13 protein-coding genes are annotated in these 15934 nt (G+C 69.6%); 8 read left to right on the top strand and 5 right to left on the bottom strand.

All coding sequences use genetic code 11. The features are described 5' to 3' along the window. Positions 1-22 precede the first annotated feature (22 nt). The 3 genes from ASG72_RS18065 to ASG72_RS18075 all read left to right on the top strand — a co-directional run bounded on the left by ASG72_RS18065 (position 23) and on the right by ASG72_RS18075 (position 2915). Positions 23-1474, top strand: coding sequence for an NAD-dependent succinate-semialdehyde dehydrogenase (locus ASG72_RS18065; protein ID WP_056715594.1), 1452 nt, complete (start codon positions 23-25; stop codon positions 1472-1474). A gap of 4 nt (positions 1475-1478) precedes the next feature. Then, entirely contained in the window at positions 1479-2180 is a 702-nt protein-coding gene (gene rpiA / locus ASG72_RS18070; RefSeq protein ID WP_056715428.1) for a ribose-5-phosphate isomerase RpiA, read from the top strand. Positions 2181-2390: 210 nt separating this feature from the next. Continuing rightward, positions 2391-2915 (top strand): DUF2059 domain-containing protein, encoded by a 525-nt coding sequence (locus ASG72_RS18075; protein ID WP_056715431.1) that lies wholly within the window; start codon positions 2391-2393, stop codon positions 2913-2915. Positions 2916-2987: 72 nt separating this feature from the next. Here the strand turns inward: ASG72_RS18075 and ASG72_RS18080 are convergent, their stop codons facing one another. From ASG72_RS18080 to ASG72_RS18090, 3 genes are all read right to left on the bottom strand, one after another. Next, positions 2988-4487: a tripartite tricarboxylate transporter permease gene (locus ASG72_RS18080; RefSeq protein ID WP_056715434.1), complete on the bottom strand. Its 1500-nt coding sequence runs from the start codon at positions 4485-4487 to the stop codon at positions 2988-2990. A 12-nt stretch (positions 4488-4499) separates the two neighbouring features. Further along, positions 4500-4979, bottom strand: a complete 480-nt coding sequence (locus ASG72_RS18085; protein ID WP_056715436.1) for a tripartite tricarboxylate transporter TctB family protein — start codon at positions 4977-4979, stop codon at positions 4500-4502. Between the two features lie 101 nt (positions 4980-5080). Continuing rightward, positions 5081-5968: a tripartite tricarboxylate transporter substrate binding protein gene (locus ASG72_RS18090; protein ID WP_244488871.1), complete on the bottom strand. Its 888-nt coding sequence runs from the start codon at positions 5966-5968 to the stop codon at positions 5081-5083. A gap of 325 nt (positions 5969-6293) precedes the next feature. On the opposite strand from ASG72_RS18090, the gene ASG72_RS18095 reads away from it, so the two are divergent. The 3 genes from ASG72_RS18095 to ASG72_RS18105 all read left to right on the top strand — a co-directional run bounded on the left by ASG72_RS18095 (position 6294) and on the right by ASG72_RS18105 (position 10597). Next, positions 6294-7601, top strand: a complete 1308-nt coding sequence (locus ASG72_RS18095) for an O-antigen ligase family protein (RefSeq protein WP_156396043.1) — start codon at positions 6294-6296, stop codon at positions 7599-7601. Then, positions 7598-8965 carry a glutathione-disulfide reductase gene (gene gor / locus ASG72_RS18100; RefSeq protein ID WP_056715446.1) on the top strand — a complete coding sequence of 456 codons (1368 nt, stop codon included), beginning with the start codon at positions 7598-7600 and terminating at the stop codon, positions 8963-8965. The genes ASG72_RS18095 and gor overlap by 4 nt, the downstream gene beginning before the upstream one ends. Before the next feature lie 249 nt (positions 8966-9214). Then, entirely contained in the window at positions 9215-10597 is a 1383-nt protein-coding gene (locus tag ASG72_RS18105; RefSeq protein ID WP_056715448.1) for a 3-deoxy-7-phosphoheptulonate synthase class II, read from the top strand. A gap of 72 nt (positions 10598-10669) precedes the next feature. Here ASG72_RS18105 and ASG72_RS18110 read toward each other — a convergent pair whose 3' ends face one another. Continuing rightward, positions 10670-11500, bottom strand: a complete 831-nt coding sequence (locus ASG72_RS18110; protein ID WP_082540461.1) for an outer membrane beta-barrel protein — start codon at positions 11498-11500, stop codon at positions 10670-10672. Between the two features lie 182 nt (positions 11501-11682). On the opposite strand from ASG72_RS18110, the gene ASG72_RS18115 reads away from it, so the two are divergent. Together ASG72_RS18115 and gltX are read left to right on the top strand one after the other, a co-directional pair. Continuing rightward, a complete protein-coding gene (locus ASG72_RS18115; protein ID WP_056715453.1) occupies positions 11683-13176 on the top strand; it encodes a nitrilase-related carbon-nitrogen hydrolase in 1494 nt (497 codons plus the stop codon). Between the two features lie 49 nt (positions 13177-13225). Then, the gene (gene gltX / locus ASG72_RS18120; protein WP_056715456.1) at positions 13226-14581 is read left to right on the top strand and encodes a glutamate--tRNA ligase; all 1356 of its coding nucleotides are present in this window, start codon (positions 13226-13228) and stop codon (positions 14579-14581) included. Positions 14582-14593: 12 nt separating this feature from the next. On the opposite strand, the gene ASG72_RS18125 is transcribed toward gltX, so the two are convergent. Beyond that, positions 14594-15745 (bottom strand): DUF2865 domain-containing protein, encoded by a 1152-nt coding sequence (locus ASG72_RS18125; protein WP_082540462.1) that lies wholly within the window; start codon positions 15743-15745, stop codon positions 14594-14596. Positions 15746-15934: the final 189 nt, after the last annotated feature.

A 15934-nucleotide genomic window follows, 5' to 3' on the forward strand; every position in this document is an offset into this window, starting at 1 on the left:
CACCGCTCTCATGAGGCTCGCCATGCTGAAGCTGAACGACCCTTCGCTGCTGAAATCGCAATGCCTGGTCGACGGCGCCTGGATCGGCGAGGGCGTCAACCCCGTCGAGAACCCGGCGACCGGGGCCGTCCTCGCGAAAGTGCCGGATTTCGGCGCCGCGGAAACCACCCGGGCGGTCGAGGCCGCGTCGCGCGCCTTCAAGCCCTGGGCCCGCAAGAGCGCCAAGGAGCGGTCCGTCATCCTGCGCAAATGGTTCGAGCTGATCATGGCGAACCAGGAGGATCTGGCGCAGATCATGACGGCCGAGCAGGGCAAGCCGCTGGCCGAGGCGCGGGGCGAGGTCGCCTATGCCGCCTCCTTCGTCGAGTTCTACGCCGAGGAGGCCAAGCGCATCTATGGCGAGACCATTCCCTCGCCCTTCCCGAATTCGCGGATCATCGTCCAGAAGCAGCCGGTCGGCGTCTGCGCCGCGATCACGCCCTGGAACTTTCCGGCGGCGATGATCACGCGGAAATGCTCGCCGGGCCTGGCGGCGGGCTGCACCTTCGTGGTCAAGCCGGCGCCCGATACGCCGCTGACCGCGCTGGCGCTCGCCGTCCTGGCGGAGCGGGCCGGCATCCCGCAGGGCGTGCTCAACATCGTCACCGGCGACGCCAAGGCGATCGGCGGCGTGATGACCTCGCATCCGGCGGTGCGCTTCATCGGCTTCACCGGCTCCACCCCGGTCGGCAAGCTGCTGATGCAGCAGGCGGCCTCGACCGTGAAGAAGGTCGGGCTGGAGCTCGGCGGCAACGCGCCCTTCATCGTCTTCGACGACGCCGATATCGACGCCGCCGTGCAGGGCGCCATCGCGGCGAAGTTCCGCAATATGGGCCAGACCTGCGTCTGCACCAACCGGCTCTTCGTCCAGGACGGGGTCCATGACGAATTCGCGGCGAAATTCGCCGGGGAGGTCGCCAAGATGAAGGTCGGCGACGGCACCGAGATCGGCGTCGTCCAGGGCCCGCTGATCAATGAGCGCGCGGTCGAGAAGGTCGAGCGCCATGTCGCCGACGCCGTCGCCAATGGCGCCAAGATCATGGTCGGCGGCAAGCGTCACGCGCTCGGCCGCACCTTCTACGAGCCGACGGTGCTGGCCGGCGTGACCACGCGGATGCTGGTGACCAATGAGGAGACCTTCGGCCCCGTCGCGCCGATCTACCGCTTCCAGACGGAGGAGGAGGTCGTGGCCATGGCCAATGACACGCCCTTCGGGCTGGCCGCCTATTTCTACTCCCGCGATCTCGGCCGCGCCTTCCGCGTCGCGGAGGAGCTGGAATACGGGATGGTCGGGATCAATTCGGCGATGCTGGGCACCGAGGTCGCGCCCTTCGGCGGCGTCAAGGAATCCGGCCTCGGTCGCGAGGGCTCGCTGCACGGCATGGATGAGTTCGTCGAGATCAAATACATGCTGATGGGCGGGCTGGGAGCGTGAGCCGGTGAGCCCCGACGATCTGAAGAAGCTCGCCGCCGCCCGCGCCCTCGAAATGGTCCGCCCGGGCATGCGCCTCGGCCTCGGCACCGGCTCGACCGCCAAACACTTCGTCGCGCTGCTCGGCCAGCGCGTCGCCCATGGTCTCGACGTGGTCTGCGTCGCCACTTCGGAGGCGACGCAGGCCCAGGCGACGGCGCTGAACATCACGATGTCGACGCTGGACGAGACGCCCGAGCTCGATCTCACCGTCGATGGCGCCGATGAGATCGACCATGATCTGCGGCTGATCAAGGGCGGCGGTGCGGCGCATCTGCGCGAGAAGATCGTGGCGGCGGCCTCGGCCCGCATGATCGTGATCGCCGACGACAGCAAGCTGGTGAGCCAGCTCGGGCAGTTTCCCTTGCCGATCGAGGTCGTGCCCTTCGGCCTCGCCGCCACGCGGCGCGCCGTCGAGGCGGCGATCATCGACGCCGGCGCCTCGGGCGAGCTCGTGCTGCGCCGCCGCCCGGACGGCGCGGTGCTGGTCACCGATGGCGGGCATTATCTGCTCGACGCCCATCTCGGCCGCATCGACCTGCCGGACCGGCTGGCCACCCTGCTCAACGCGGTGCCCGGCGTCGTCGAGCACGGGCTCTTCCTCGGTCTGGCGACCGGGGCCGTGCTCGCCGGCGCGGACGGCATCAGGCTGATGGGCGAGGTCGACTGAGCGCGTCGCGCCGAGCCGACATGTTTCGGCCGGCATTGCCGTGCAACGCAGGACGGGCGCGAAGACGGACCGCGGCGCGAGACGCTCCGCGCGGCTCAAGACGCTTGGCGTCATCGGGCGGACCTGATAGGCGACGCGCAGGACAAACGCTCCCGTCGCGGGTCTGACTGCGCGGCTGGGGCCGAACGGATCATCGAAGGACGCGACCGCATGTTCAAAACCCAGTTCGCCAGCCTGGCCCTCGGCGTCGCCCTCGTGCTGTCGGCGCCCGCTCTCGCGCAGACGGCGGCGCCCGCCCAGCCGCAGACCCAGTCGCCCAGCGCCGCCCATCTCGCCCTGGCCCGCGAGCTGATGGATCTGACCAATGTCACCGCGACCTTCGGCTCGATCTACACCGAGTTCCGCGACCGCACCCGGCAGATGGTCGGCGTCACCCGGCCGGAGCTGGTCAAGGACCTCAACGAGGTGGTGGATGCGCTGAAGCCGGAGGCCGACAAGAAGATCGCCGAGATCACCGGCACTGCCACGGGCATCTTCGCCAAGGCGATGAGCGAGGCGGATCTGAAGGAGACGGTCGCCTTCTTCAAATCCCCGGCCGGCCAGCGCTACAACACGACCCGCGCCAAGGCGATCGAGGAGCTCTACACGGTGCTGGAGCCCTGGAGCCTGCAGACCAGCAATTTCCTGTTCGACCGCTTCTCCCAGGAAATGCGCAAGCGCGGCCATAATCTCTGACGCCACGTCGTCCCGAGGCGGCACGCAGGGCCGTCTCGCGCGGGAGAGCCGAAAAGGCTCTCCCCGTAGGCCTCAGTCCTCCGAGGCCTTGAACCGGTTCAGCCCCTTCATCACGAAGGGCGCGACGAGCCCGAGCAGGGCGAGCCCCAGCAGCGTCGCCGAGCCCGGATTCTCCAGCAGGATCATCGGGTCGCCGAGGCTGATCTGCAGCGCGCGACGCAGCTGCGCCTCCGCCATCGGCCCCAGGATCAGCCCGACCACCATCGGCGCGACGGGGTAATCATAGCGCCGCATGAGATAGCCGAGGAAGCCGAAGCCGAAGAGCATGCCGAGCTCGACCGGCGAGGGGTTCACCGCCAGCGTGCCCATGGTCGCGAAGACCAGGATGCCGGCATAGAGCCAGGGCTGCGGCACGGCGAGCAGCTTCACCCAGAGCCCGATCAGCGGCAGGTTCAGGATCACCAGCATCACGTTCGCGATGAACAGCGAGGCGATCAGCCCCCACACCAGATCCGGCTTCTCGGCGAACAGCAGCGGCCCCGGGTTCAGCCCATATTGCTGGAAGCCGGCCAGCATGATCGCGGCGGTGGCCGAGGTCGGCAGGCCGAGCGTCAACAGCGGCACCAGCGTGCCCGCCGCCGAGGCGTTGTTGGCGGCCTCCGGCCCGGCCACCCCCTCGATCGCGCCCTTGCCGAACTCGTCGGGATATTTGCAGAGCTTTCGCTCGGTCGCGTAGGAGAGGAAGGTCGGCACCTCCGCGCCGCCCGCCGGCAGCGCGCCGATCGGGAAACCATAGGCGGTGCCGCGCAGCCAGGGCGCCCAGGAGCGCTTCCAATCCTGCTTCGTCATCCAGAGCGAGCCCTTGATCGGGATGATCTCCTCCGGCTCGCGATGGCGCTTGGAGGCGACGTAGAGCGCTTCGCCGACGGCGAACAGCCCCACGGCGAGCGTCGTCACCTCGATCCCGTTCAGCAGCTCCGGCACGCCGAAGGTCAGGCGCGCCTGGCCGGTCAGCTTGTCGATTCCGACGAGCCCGAGCGTGATCCCGAGGAACAGGCTGGTGAGCCCGCGCAGCGGCGAATCGCCGAAGGTGGCGGAGACGGTGACGAAGGCCAGGATCATCAGGCCGAAATAATCCCAGGGGCCGAACTTCACCGCGAGCTCGACCAGCCAGGGCGCGAGGAAGGCGAGGCCCAGCGTCGCGATCAGGCCGGCGACGAAGGAGCCGACGGCTGCGGTGGCCAGAGCCGGCCCGCCGCGCCCGGCCTTCGCCATCTTCGAGCCTTCCAGCGCCGTCGCCAGCGAGGCGGATTCGCCCGGCGCGTTCAAGAGGATCGCGGTGGTCGAGCCGCCATACATGCCGCCGTAATAGATGCCGGCGAACATGATCAGCGAGCCCGCCGGATCGAGCTTGAAGGTGACCGGCAGCAGGAGCGCGACGGTCAGCGCCGGGCCGATGCCGGGCAGCACCCCGACGGCGGTGCCGAGGAACACGCCGATCAGGCAGAACAGCAGCTTCGAGGGCTCCAGCGCGACGGAGAAGCCGTTGAACAGGGCGAGGAGTGTGTCCATGGCGGCCGTTCCTCAGACCAGCAGCCGCTCGAGCGGACCCGCGGGCAGCGAGAGCGTCAGCAGCTTGAAAAACACGACGTAGATCACGAGACCCATCACGAAGCCGATGACGAGGTCGGTGACCAGCGCCTCGCGCCCGAAGCCGCGCGCGGTGAAACCGAAGAGCAGGGCGGTGGCGACGATGAAGCCGCCGCCGAGGGCGACGCAGGCGATGAAGCCGACGAGCCCGGCGACGATCCAGCCCAGAGCGCGCGGATCGGAGCTGTCGGGCGCGGGCAGCCCGTCCCGGAAGGCGACGACGAGATGGGCGAGGCCGAGCAGGCCGAGGCCCGAGGCCACGACATAGGGCATGGCGGTGGGGCCGACGCCGTAACTCGAGACGATGGTCTGGCTCGCCGCATCGCGCGCCACCAGCGCCGCCACCGCCAGCAGGAGCACTCCCGCCACCAGAGCGGCCCGGTCCGGTCCGCTGCGCGTCTTCTCATTGGCCATGGCTGCTCGTCCCGCTTGTCGCCATCCGGCGAGCCTGTTCGCCGGGGTCAAAAAAGGGCCGGTCGCCCGGCCCTTTCGCTGTCATTGCGGCTGCGCCGCGCTCACTTGATCAGGCCGACGGTCTTCATCACGCCCTCGACCCTGGCCTTCTCGGCCTTCAGGAAGGTCTCGAACTCGGCGCTCGCGAGATAGGCGTCGTCCCAGCCGCGCGCCTTGAGGATCTCGGCCCATTCCTTCGACTTGACCATCTTGTCCATCGCGTCGGCCAGGGCCTTGCGCTGCTCGGCGCTGATGCCGGGAGGCGCCACGACCGAGCGCCAGTTGAGCAGTTCGAGGTCGACGCCCTGCTCCTTGAAGGTCGGCGCATCCGGGGCGTTGGTCAGGCGCTTGGGCGAGGTCACGCCGATGACGCGCAGCTTGCCCGCCTTGATCTGGCCTTCGAACTCGCCATAGCCGGAGACGCCGGCCGTGACCCGGCCGCCGAGCATCGCAGCGAGAGCCTCGCCGCCGCCGGAGAAGGGGATGTAGTTGATCTTGCTGGCGTCGGCGCCGACCGTGCCGGCGAACAGCGCCGCCAGGATATGGTCCGCCCCGCCGGCCGAGCCGCCGGCCCAGATCACCTTGGCCGGATCGGCCTTGACGCGGTCCGCGAGGTCCTTGGCCGTCTTGATCGGCGATTCCGCCGGGACCACGACGACCAGCGCCTCGGCGGTGAGCCGGGCGATCGGCGTCGTCTGCGTCAGGTCGACCGGCGATTTGTTGAGCAGGATGGCGCCGACCATGACGAAGCCGTTGACCATCAGCGTCGAGCCGTCGCCCTTCGAGCTGTTGACGAGCTGGGCCAGGCCGATGGTGCCGCCCGCGCCGGGGACGTTCGTCACCTGCACGCTCTTGGCGATGCCGGATGCCGTCAGCGCCTGCTGCATCGAGCGCGCCGTGCCGTCCCAGCCGCCGCCGGGCGCCGCCGGGGCCATGATCTTCAACTCCATCTGCGCGAAGGCGGCCGTGGTCAGGCCGGCCAGCGCCAGGGTTGCGAACGCGCCGCGCCTCAAAATGGATGTCAGCATTGTCTTCCTCCGTTCGCGGCTTTTCCGCGTGATTGTTGTGCAAGGCGCGACCGCTTGTCGCGCGACGCCGTTCCCGCCGTCAATTGCTCCTGATTGCATAATCTCAAGTCAAGGTCTTTCCGTCGCCGCGCGCTGCGACGCCGCTTCTTTGGCGCGTCGGCGCCGGTCCGAGCGATCAGATACGCCGCGGCGGCATCGCGCAACAGCCCCCTAGGCTTGCCGCGAGCGATCGCGTAAGCGCAGGGGGATGACGAGCGAGACCGGCAAGCGCCCCCGATCAGCCCCTGACGCCACGGCGGCAGACGGTCTGGTGCGGCTGGGAGACTGGCTCGGGCTTAGCGGCCTCCTGCTGCTGCCGCTCGCCATGTGGCTCGCCAACCGTTCGGCGCCGCTGATGCTCGGCCTCGCCACGCTCGGCTTCGTCGGCGCCGCGCTGGGGCAGAGCGGCCTCCGCCCGGTGCTGGAGCGGCTGCGTGCCGTCATCGCCAGCCCGATCGGACTGTCGCTCCTGCTGTTCCTGGGCTGGGCGCTGCTCTCCCTGAGCTGGAGCCACCGTCCGCTCCCCGCCGGCCTCGCGGCCTGGGGCGAGACCGCGCTGCCGCTCGCCTGCGGCGCGCTGCTGGCCGCCAGCGGCCGTTTCCCGGCGCGGATGCCCTGGAGCCGGGTCGCCGCGACGATCATCATCCTGGCCTGTGCGCTGATGGCGGTGGAGCTGCTCAGCGGAGTGTCGCAGCGGGCGGCGCTCGGCATCGGCCGTCCCTACGGCTTCATCTTCAACCGGCCGGCGCTGGTCTGCCTGCTGGTCGCGGCGTCCATCCTGCCGGCCTTGCTGGCCAGGCCTGGGCCGGAGGACGGCTTCTGGCAGCGCGCGCTGGGGCCGCTGCTGGTGCTGTCGGTGCTCGGACTGATCCTGGTCTCGGATAGCGGGGCGGCGGCCTTCGGCATGCTGATCCTGGCGCTGATCTGGCTGATGGGCCGGCTGGCGCCGCGGCTCACCCTGGCGGCGGTGGCGATCGGTTTCGCGGCGACGATGGCGCTGGCGCCGGTCACCGGGCTGATCGTCGAGCGGCTGTTGCCGGCGGATATGCATCAGCGCCTCGCGCAATCCCACAGCCGCGAGCGCGCCGAGATCTGGCTGAGCTTCGGCGAGGCGATCCGGGCGCGCCCGCTCGCGGGCAGCGGCTTCGCCAGCTCGGCGAGCCTGGACCGGAGCCCGGTGGCGCAGCTTGTGCCGCCGGAGCACCGCGCCATGCTGGCCGTCGGCCATCCGCACAGCGCGCCGATGCAGGCCTGGGCCGAGACCGGGGTGGTCGGCGTGCTGCTGCTGAGCCTGCCCGGGCTGCAGCTGCTGTGGCGGCTGCGGCGGCTGGACGCGCGGCAGCTGGCGCCGCGGCTGGCCCTCTTCGCCGCCGGCTTCGCGATCGCCGCGGTCGCCCATGGCGCATGGCAGGGCTGGTGGATCGCCACCCTCGTCGTCGCCACATTATGGCTCCGGGCGCCTTCGCCCGCCATTGCTACCACCAGACCATTGCCGTTGAGCAGGACAGGCCGATGACCGATTATGATGTGGATCTCTTCGTCATCGGCGCCGGGTCCGGGGGCACCCGCGCGGCGCGGATCGCCTCCGGCCACGGCGCCAGCGTGATGATCGCGGAAGAGGACCGGATCGGCGGCACCTGCGTGGTCCGCGGCTGCGTGCCGAAGAAGCTCTTCGTCTATGCCAGCCGCTTCGCCGAGGAGTTCGAGGACGCCGCCGGCTTCGGCTGGACGCTCGCCAAGCCTAGCTTCGACTGGCTGACGCTGCGCGACGCCGTCGCCAACGAGGTCACCCGCCTCTCCGGGCTCTACCGCAAGGGGCTCGAAGGGGCGAAGGTCGCGATCCGCGAGGATCGCGCCGTCGTCACCGGCCCCAACAGCGTCAGGCTCGCCCGCAGCGGCGAGACGATCCGGGCCCGCCACATCCTCGTCGCGACCGGCGGCTATCCCTCCTTCGATCCGCCGATCCCCGGTGGCGAGCTCGGCATCTCCTCGAACGAGATCTTCCACCTGCCCAGCCTGCCGAAGCGCATGCTCGTCGTCGGCGGCGGCTACATCGCGCTGGAATTCGCCAGCCTCTTCGTCCGGCTCGGCGTCGAGGTCACGGTGCTGCATCGCGGCGACAACATCCTGCGCGGCTTCGACGAGGATATCCGCAACCGGCTGCGCGATGCGCTGGAGCATGCCGGCATCACGCTGCGGCTGGGCTGCACCGTCGAGCGGATCGAGCTGCTGGAGGGCGGGGCGCGCCGCGCCCATTGCGCCAGCGGCGCGCCGATCGATGCCGAGGTGGTTCTCGTCGCCACGGGCCGGCGGCCCAACACGGTGGGCCTCGGCCTGGCGGAGGCGGGGGTCGCGCTCGGACCGCTCGGCGAGGTCGTGGTCGACCAGACCTCCCAATCCAGCATTCCCTCGATCCACGCCGTCGGCGACGTCACCAACCGCGTCAATCTCACTCCCGTGGCGATCCGCGAGGGCCATGCCTTCGCCGACTCGGTCTTCGGCGGCAAGCCCTGGACGACCGATCACAGCCTCGTCGCCTCGGCCGTCTTCACCACGCCGGAGATCGGCACGGTCGGGCTCGGCGAGCATCAGGCGCTGGCGGCGGGATATGAGCTGCGGGTCTTCGAGGCCGGCTTCCGGCCGATGAAGGCGACGATTTCGGGCCGCGAAGAGCGGATCTACATGAAGCTGGTGGTCGACGCCAAGACCGACCGGGTCCTCGGCGTCCACATCATCGGCCATGATGCCGGCGAGATCATCCAGGCCGTCGCCATCGCCGTGACGATGGGCGCGACCAAGGCCGATTTCGACCGCACCATCGCCCTGCACCCCAGCGCGGCGGAAGAGCTGGTGACGATGCGGACGGCGCGGGCGGGCTAGCCCTGGCGCCGGCCTCGCCTTGAATCGGAACGTCAGCGGCTTGAATCGATCCGTGAAGGATCTGAATCGAGATCGCAGCGCCGCCGCGCAAGGCCCTGAGGCGACTCGCCAATCCGGCGCCGCGCACGCATCGGAGGCTGCGAAGGCGGCGTCGGCTTGAATGGTGGCCAGCCCGCGCCGATCGGTGTATAGGCCCCCCTTCGCGCCAATTTCCCGTTAACGCAGGCGCGGAAGTGCAGGAGAGAACCCATGTCCGAGCGGTGGACGCCCGAGAGCTGGAGGGCCAAGCCCGTCCAGCAGATGCCGGAATATCCGGACCAGGCAGCCTTGAAGGCGGTGGAGCAGCAGCTCGCCGGTTTTCCGCCGCTCGTTTTTGCGGGTGAGGCGCGCAAGCTGAAAAAGGCCCTCGCCAAAGTCGCAAATGGCGAAGCCTTCCTGCTCCAGGGCGGAGATTGCGCGGAGAGCTTCGCCGAGCATTCCGCCGACAACATCCGCGATTTCTTCCGCCTCTTCCTGCAGATGGCGGTGGTGCTGACCTTCGCCGGTGGTTCGCCGGTGGTGAAGGTCGGGCGCATCGCCGGCCAGTTCGCCAAGCCGCGCTCCTCGAATACGGAGACGATCGACGGCGTCGAGCTGCCGAGCTATCGCGGCGACATCGTCAACGACAACGCCTTCACGGCCGAGGCGCGCATCCCGGATCCGCGACGCCAGCTGGAGGCGTATCGGCAATCCGCCGCGACGCTGAACCTGATCCGCGCCTTCGCGACCGGCGGCTACGCCAATCTCGACAATGCCCATCGCTGGATGCTGGGTTTCGTCAAGGACGCCCCGGCCTCGAGCCGTTACCGCGAGGTGGCGGAGCGGATCACCGAGGCGCTCGACTTCATGCGCGCCATCGGCATCGATCCGGAGACCCATCCGGAGATGCGCATCACCGATTTCTACACCAGCCACGAGGCGCTGCTGCTCGGCTATGAGCAGGCGATGACGCGCGTCGATTCGACGACCGGCGATTGGTACGACACCTCCGGCCACATGGTCTGGATCGGCGATCGCACCCGCCAGCTCGACCATGCCCATGTCGAGTTCTTCCGCGGCATCCGCAATCCGATCGGCCTGAAATGCGGGCCGTCCATGACCGCCGACGGGCTGATGAAGCTGATCGAGGTGCTGGATCCGCAGAACACCCCGGGCCGGCTGACGCTGATCGCGCGCTTCGGCGCCGACAAAGTCTTCGACAATCTGCCGGCGCTGGTGCGCGCCACCAAGCGCGAAGGTCGCAATGTCGTGTGGTCCTGCGATCCGATGCACGGCAACACGGTCAAGGCCGGCAATTACAAGACCCGCCCCTTCGACCTGATCCTGGCCGAGGTGAAGAACTTCTTCGCCGTCCACCAGGCAGAGGGCACGCATGCCGGCGGGCTGCATCTCGAAATGACCGGCAAGAACGTGACGGAGTGCACCGGCGGCGCCCGCGGCATGACCGATGCGGATCTGAACGACCGCTACCACACCTTCTGCGACCCGCGGCTCAATGCCGAGCAGGCACTGGAACTCGCCTTCCTCGTCGCCGAACTCGTCAAGCGCGAGCGGGCGGGGCGTATCCGGCCGGAGGTCGAGGCGGCGGAATAGGGCGCCGCAGCAGCGTCAAACGAAAAAGCCGGGCGCGAGCCCGGCTTTTTTCATGAGGGGGATGCCCCCTGATCAGAATTTCACGGCAGCGCCGACGCGGGCGGTGTTCAGATTGACCGTGACCCCTTCGACATTGTTGAAGCGCGTGAACAGATATTCGGCGCGGACGGTCAAATTGTCGACCAGAGCGGCCTCGATGCCGCCGCCCAGGCTCATGCCATAGCCCCAGACATCCTTCTTCGGTCCGCCGAGAACGCGGGGATAGCCGAAATAGCTGACGGGCGGGTTGGCGGTGTTGACCCAGTTCGCCGCCACCGCGACATTGGTGTCGAAGCGGCCGGCGGCCGCGCCGAAGGTGAAATACGGCATCAGGCGGCCATAGGCATAGCCGAGGCGCATGCGGAAATTGGCGTAATCCTTGATCTCCGCATCCTGCCGGGATGCGATCGCGACCGCTCCGCTGCCGACGAGCCTCGCCTCCAGCGTGCTGGCGCGCGTGCCGTGGTTAATCCGCGAATATTCGCCCTCGAAGCCGATCACCGCATCGCCGAAGGCGAAATTATAGCCGGCGAATGCGCCGAATGTGACGCCGGTATCGTCGCGCGGCTGCGTCAGCACCAGTTGCGCCGGCGACAGCTCGCCCAGCACGCTCGTGCCGTTGAAGACGCCGTTGGCGAGGTCGAGCACGCCCTTGTCCGTGCGGAAGCGCGACTGGGTATAACCTGCCGTGCCGCCGAGATAGAACCCGGTCCAGTTGAACGGCGTCTCGATCTCGCGCGAGGGCGGCGGATCGTCGAATTGCGAACCCCGGAGCACCGGATAGTCGGCGGCGAAGGCACCGTGCGCGGTCAGCGCCAAGGCGCCGCAGAGGGCGCCGGTGAGCATGGTGGAGCGGGTCCGCATCGTGTCTCTCCAAACCGGACCGGCCTGCAACGCCGCCCGACACGATGTTTATGGCGGATTAACCTTACCGACCGGTTAAGCGGCGGCGGGCCGGGCGCCGAGCAAGCAAGGCTTTCGGCTTCACATTGCAATATTGCGAGATGCGAATTCCGCTTTGCGACGTGATGTTCTAAAGCCGCGTGATGACGATCCCCACGCTTCGCCTCGCTCTCGCGCAATCCAACCCCAGGCTCGGGGACCTCGAATTCAATGCCGCCCGGGTGCGGGCCATCCGGGCCGAGGCGGCGGGGCAGGGGGCGGAGCTGGTGATGCTGCCCGAGCTCTCCCTCTGCGGCTATCCGCCGGGGGATCTCGTGCTGATGCCGGCCTTCGTCGAGGCCTGCCGCAAGGCCTGCGAGGACCTCGCCCGGGAGACCGCGGATGGCGGGCCCGCGCTGCTACTCGGGCTGCCCTGGCAGGAGGATGGCGCGCTCTACAACGCCTATGCGCTGCTCGATGGCGGGCTGATCCAGTCCGTGCGCTTCAAGGTCGCGCTTCCCGCCCATGGCCCCTTCGACGAGGCCCGCCTGTTCGCGCAGGGGCCTCTGCCCGGCCCCGTGGTTTTCCGCGGCAAGGTCCGTCTCGGCCTCGCCATCGGCGAGGATCTGGCGAGCGAGGAGGTCTGCGAGTGCCTGGCCGAGACCGGCGGCGAGATCCTGCTGGCGGCCGACGCCTCGCCCTATCGGCTCGGGGTCGGCGACGAGCGGATGAACCGCATCGTGGCGCGCAGCGTCGAGACCGATCTGCCGATCGCCTATCTCAACCAGCTCGGCGGGCAGGACGAGCATGTCTATGACGGCGCCTCTTTCGTGCTGAACGGCGACCGGGCTCTGGCGCTGCAATTGCCGGCCTTCGAGACGGCTTTGGTGACGAGCGAATGGGAGCGTGCCGGCGGGAGCTGGCGTTGCCGCCCCGGTCGGCTGGCGGTGATCCCGGCCGGGGAGGAGGCGGAATACCTCGCCTGCATGCTCGCCCTGCGTGACGCCGTCGAGAAATCCGGCGCCGAGCGGCTGGTTTTCGCGAGCGAGGACGAAAGCGACGCCGCGCTCTGCATGGCACTCGCCCGCGATGCGCTGGGCCCGGAGAGAGTGTCGAGCGCCGGGACAGCGGGTGGCGCCGGCTTCGTGATCGGTGCCCGGAACCTGACGCGGGCGATCTGCGACGCGGTCGGCGTCGATACGGCCGATTTCAACCCGCTCAAACATCTCTACGCCACGCAGGTCGAGCAGCTCGCCACGCTGCGCCGGCGCTGGCTGCCGCCGGGCTCGCTCGCCCCCGGAGACATGGCCCTGCCGCCTCCGTCGGCGCCGGAAGCGGCCGCGCGCTACGCTGCGCCGGTCGAGCAGATCGACGCGATCCTGCACCTGCTGGTCGAGGGGCAGATGCGGCTGTCCGAGATCGCGGCCATGGGCCATCCGGCCGCGCTCGCCGAGGCACTGGCCGCGCGTGTCGCCTCGACGCATCATCAACGCCGACGCAGCGCACCCGGCATCCGGATCGGCCTGGCGGCGTTGCGTCCGGAGCGTCGCTACCCGCTGATCCACCGCTTCAGCGAGACCGCCCGGCCGCCCCACCAGCCGGACCGCGCTCTGGTCAAGGGCGTCGGCAAGCCGGGCGGCGAAGGCTTCGATTACTGAGCCCGCGGCGGCGATTGTCGCCCCGCGGCAAAAGCGCCATAAGCCAGCCATGACCCAGCTCGCCCCGACAGCCCCGCTCGTCCGCTTCGCCCCGTCGCCGACGGGCTATCTCCATATCGGCAATGCGCGCCCCGCGCTGTTCAACTGGCTGTTCGCGCGCCGCCATGGCGGGCGCTTCCTGCTGCGCTATGACGATACCGACACGCAGCGCTCCCAGGCCGCTTTCGCCGAGGCGATCGCCGAGGATCTGGCCTGGCTCGGCATCCATCCCGATCTCACCATCCGCCAATCCGAGCGGCTCGCCATCTATGACGCGGCGGCGGAGCGGCTGCGCGCGGCCGGGCGGCTCTACCCCTGTTTCGAGACCGCCGACGAGCTCGACCGCCGCCGCAAGCGGCAGCTCGCCCGCGGCCTGCCGCCGGTCTATGACCGCGCCGCCCTGAAACTGACCGCCGAGGACCGGGCGCGGCTGGAGGCGGAGGGCCGCAAGCCGCATTGGCGTTTCCGGCTGGAGCCGCGCACCGTCTCCTGGACCGATCTGGTCCGCGGCGAGGCGCATGTCGACTGCGCTTCGCTCTCGGACCCGGTTCTGGCGCGCGAGGATGGCAGCTACCTCTACACGCTGCCCTCCGTGGTCGACGATGCCGAGCTCGGCGTCACCCATGTCATCCGCGGCGAGGATCACGTCACCAATACCGCCGTGCAGATCCAGATTTTCGAGGCGCTGGGCGCGCCGCTGCCGGTCTTCGGCCACCATAACCTGCTGACGACGGCGAGCGGCGAGGGGCTGTCGAAGCGGCTCGGCCATCTCTCGCTGCGCGGGCTGCGCGATTCCGGCGTGGAAGCCTTGGCCGTGGCGGCGCTCGCCGTGCTGGTCGGCTCCTCCGACGCGGTGCGCCCGGTCGCGAGCCTGGACGAGCTGGCCGGGCTGGTCGAGCTCGCCCATGTCTCCCGCGCGCCCGCCAAATTCGACGAGCACGAGCTGGAGGCGCTCAGCGCGCGGACCCTGCACCAGCTGCCTTTCGAGGCGGTACAGCCCCGGCTCGCCGCGCTCGGGGTCGCAGGGGACGAGGCCTTCTGGCTCGCGGTGCGCGGCAATCTCGCCAGGCTGGACGAGGCGAAGGCGTGGTGGCGCGTCGTAAACGGCCCGCTGCGGCCGCTGCTCGCCGATGCCGCCTTCTGCGCCCAGGCCGCCGCGCTGCTACCGCCGGAGCCTTTCGACGCGACCACCTGGAAGAGCTGGACCGCCGCCGTATCGGCCGCGACGGGGCTGAAGGGCCGCGCCCTGTTCATGCCGCTGCGCCAGGCGCTGACGGCCCAGGATCACGGGCCGGAACTGGCGGCGCTGCTGCCGCTGATCGGCCGCGAACGGGCGCTGAAGCGGTTGGATGGCGAGAGCGCCTGAGCCGGCGCCCCGCTACTGGCGCGTCGTCGCCGCCCCGAGATTGGGCGCCAGATTCGGCGCCACGATCCGCACCGAGCGCTTCTCGCCGGTGACGCTGCGGCTCTCGCGGCGCAGCCCGTCGCCGCGGTCCAGAACCGTCTCGCCGACGCTCTGCGGCCCGACACCGGCCGATTCGGTGCCCGCGGTCGGGGAATTCTCCGAGGGCATCGGCTTCTCCTCGGGCAGCTCGGGCGTCGCGGCGACCGGCTGCGGCGCCGGTGCGCCGCCGCGCTTCTTCGGATCGGGCACGGCGCGCGGGCGCGACAATTCCGCGGCGCGCTGCTCGCTGAGGATCACGTCGCCCTTGCGCTTGTCGAGCAATTGCTCCGCCTGGCGCAGAACCTGCGACCAGCTCTGGCCCGGTGCCTTGCAGGTGCAGGTCGAATCGAAGCTGCGCTGGTAGCGCCCGGCATTGGGCAGGGAGGAATAGGGTTGGCCCGTGCTGCGCGAGACCGCGTTCTGGATATCGCCGCCATTGCTCATGCCGAAGGCCGACACCTCGGAGCCGGGGCACAGCGCCTGGCACATCTCGTCGGCGCCCTCGCGGCCGCCCGGCGAATTGGCGAGCGGGAAGAAGAACCCGTCGCAGCTGCGCACGCAGACGGTGTAGGGGCCGCCGAGCCGCGGCTTCTCCGGCTCAGTCGGCTCGGGATCCAGCTCCGGCATGGTCGAATCGAGCTCGCCGCGCCGCGGCTCCAGCCCGAAGATCGTCTCGAAGAAGCCGCGCGGCTGCTCTTGGCAGTTGCTGCGGATCGCCGCCGCCAGCTGCGCCCGTCTCTGCTCGACGCCGCCGCCCTGTGCCTGCTGGGACAGCGCCGCATATTGCTGCTGCAGATCGCCGATCTGTCGCCGCAGGAAGCCGCATTGCGGCGGCGGCTGTTCGCCGAAGAAGGAGAAGCCCCGCTCGCAGCCGAGGCCGCGATATTGATTGCTGGCCTGGGCGAGCTGGCTGCCGACACGCCGCGCGGCATCAGCCGCGCGCGGGTCGCCGCCGCGCTGGCCGCGCAGGGAGTCGAGTTCGGCCCGCCAGGCGCTGCAACTCGGGGATTGCGCCATCGCCGCGCCGCTCAGCCCGATCAGCGCCAGCAAGATCGCTCCGACGCGGCGTGAGAAGAGAGCTGTCATCGCGGATGGAACCACATCACCTGCTTGTAGGGCCGGAGCGCCTGAGCTTCGCTTCCGCCTCCGACCCACGCACCTGACCTGCGAAACACGACGGAACTATGGACGTTGCGACGGCGGCCGGCCTGAATCGTGACCGAACGGCATTGCAACCGGCATCGCATATTTGCCGAGCGGCGGCAATTGCCGCGC

Origin of the sequence: Allobosea sp. Leaf344, assembly GCF_001426225.1 — a bacterium.
Taxonomy (GTDB): Bacteria; Pseudomonadota; Alphaproteobacteria; order Rhizobiales; family Beijerinckiaceae; genus Allobosea.

What these genes read in the sequence shown, in the direction of transcription:
- ASG72_RS18065 (WP_056715594.1), top strand. Translation starts at nt 23, where the DNA reads ATGCTGAAGCTGAACGACCCTTCGCTGCTGAAATCGCAATGCCTGGTC.
- ASG72_RS18075 (WP_056715431.1), top strand. Translation starts at nt 2,391, where the DNA reads ATGTTCAAAACCCAGTTCGCCAGCCTGGCCCTCGGCGTCGCCCTCGTG.
- ASG72_RS18080 (WP_056715434.1), bottom strand. Translation starts at nt 4,487, where the DNA reads ATGGACACACTCCTCGCCCTGTTCAACGGCTTCTCCGTCGCGCTGGAG.
- ASG72_RS18085 (WP_056715436.1), bottom strand. Translation starts at nt 4,979, where the DNA reads ATGGCCAATGAGAAGACGCGCAGCGGACCGGACCGGGCCGCTCTGGTG.
- ASG72_RS18090 (WP_244488871.1), bottom strand. Translation starts at nt 5,968, where the DNA reads ATGGAGTTGAAGATCATGGCCCCGGCGGCGCCCGGCGGCGGCTGGGAC.
- ASG72_RS18095 (WP_156396043.1), top strand. Translation starts at nt 6,294, where the DNA reads ATGACGAGCGAGACCGGCAAGCGCCCCCGATCAGCCCCTGACGCCACG.
- gor (WP_056715446.1), top strand. Translation starts at nt 7,598, where the DNA reads ATGACCGATTATGATGTGGATCTCTTCGTCATCGGCGCCGGGTCCGGG.
- ASG72_RS18105 (WP_056715448.1), top strand. Translation starts at nt 9,215, where the DNA reads ATGTCCGAGCGGTGGACGCCCGAGAGCTGGAGGGCCAAGCCCGTCCAG.
- ASG72_RS18110 (WP_082540461.1), bottom strand. Translation starts at nt 11,500, where the DNA reads ATGCGGACCCGCTCCACCATGCTCACCGGCGCCCTCTGCGGCGCCTTG.
- ASG72_RS18115 (WP_056715453.1), top strand. Translation starts at nt 11,683, where the DNA reads ATGACGATCCCCACGCTTCGCCTCGCTCTCGCGCAATCCAACCCCAGG.
- gltX (WP_056715456.1), top strand. Translation starts at nt 13,226, where the DNA reads ATGACCCAGCTCGCCCCGACAGCCCCGCTCGTCCGCTTCGCCCCGTCG.
- ASG72_RS18125 (WP_082540462.1), bottom strand. Translation starts at nt 15,745, where the DNA reads ATGACAGCTCTCTTCTCACGCCGCGTCGGAGCGATCTTGCTGGCGCTG.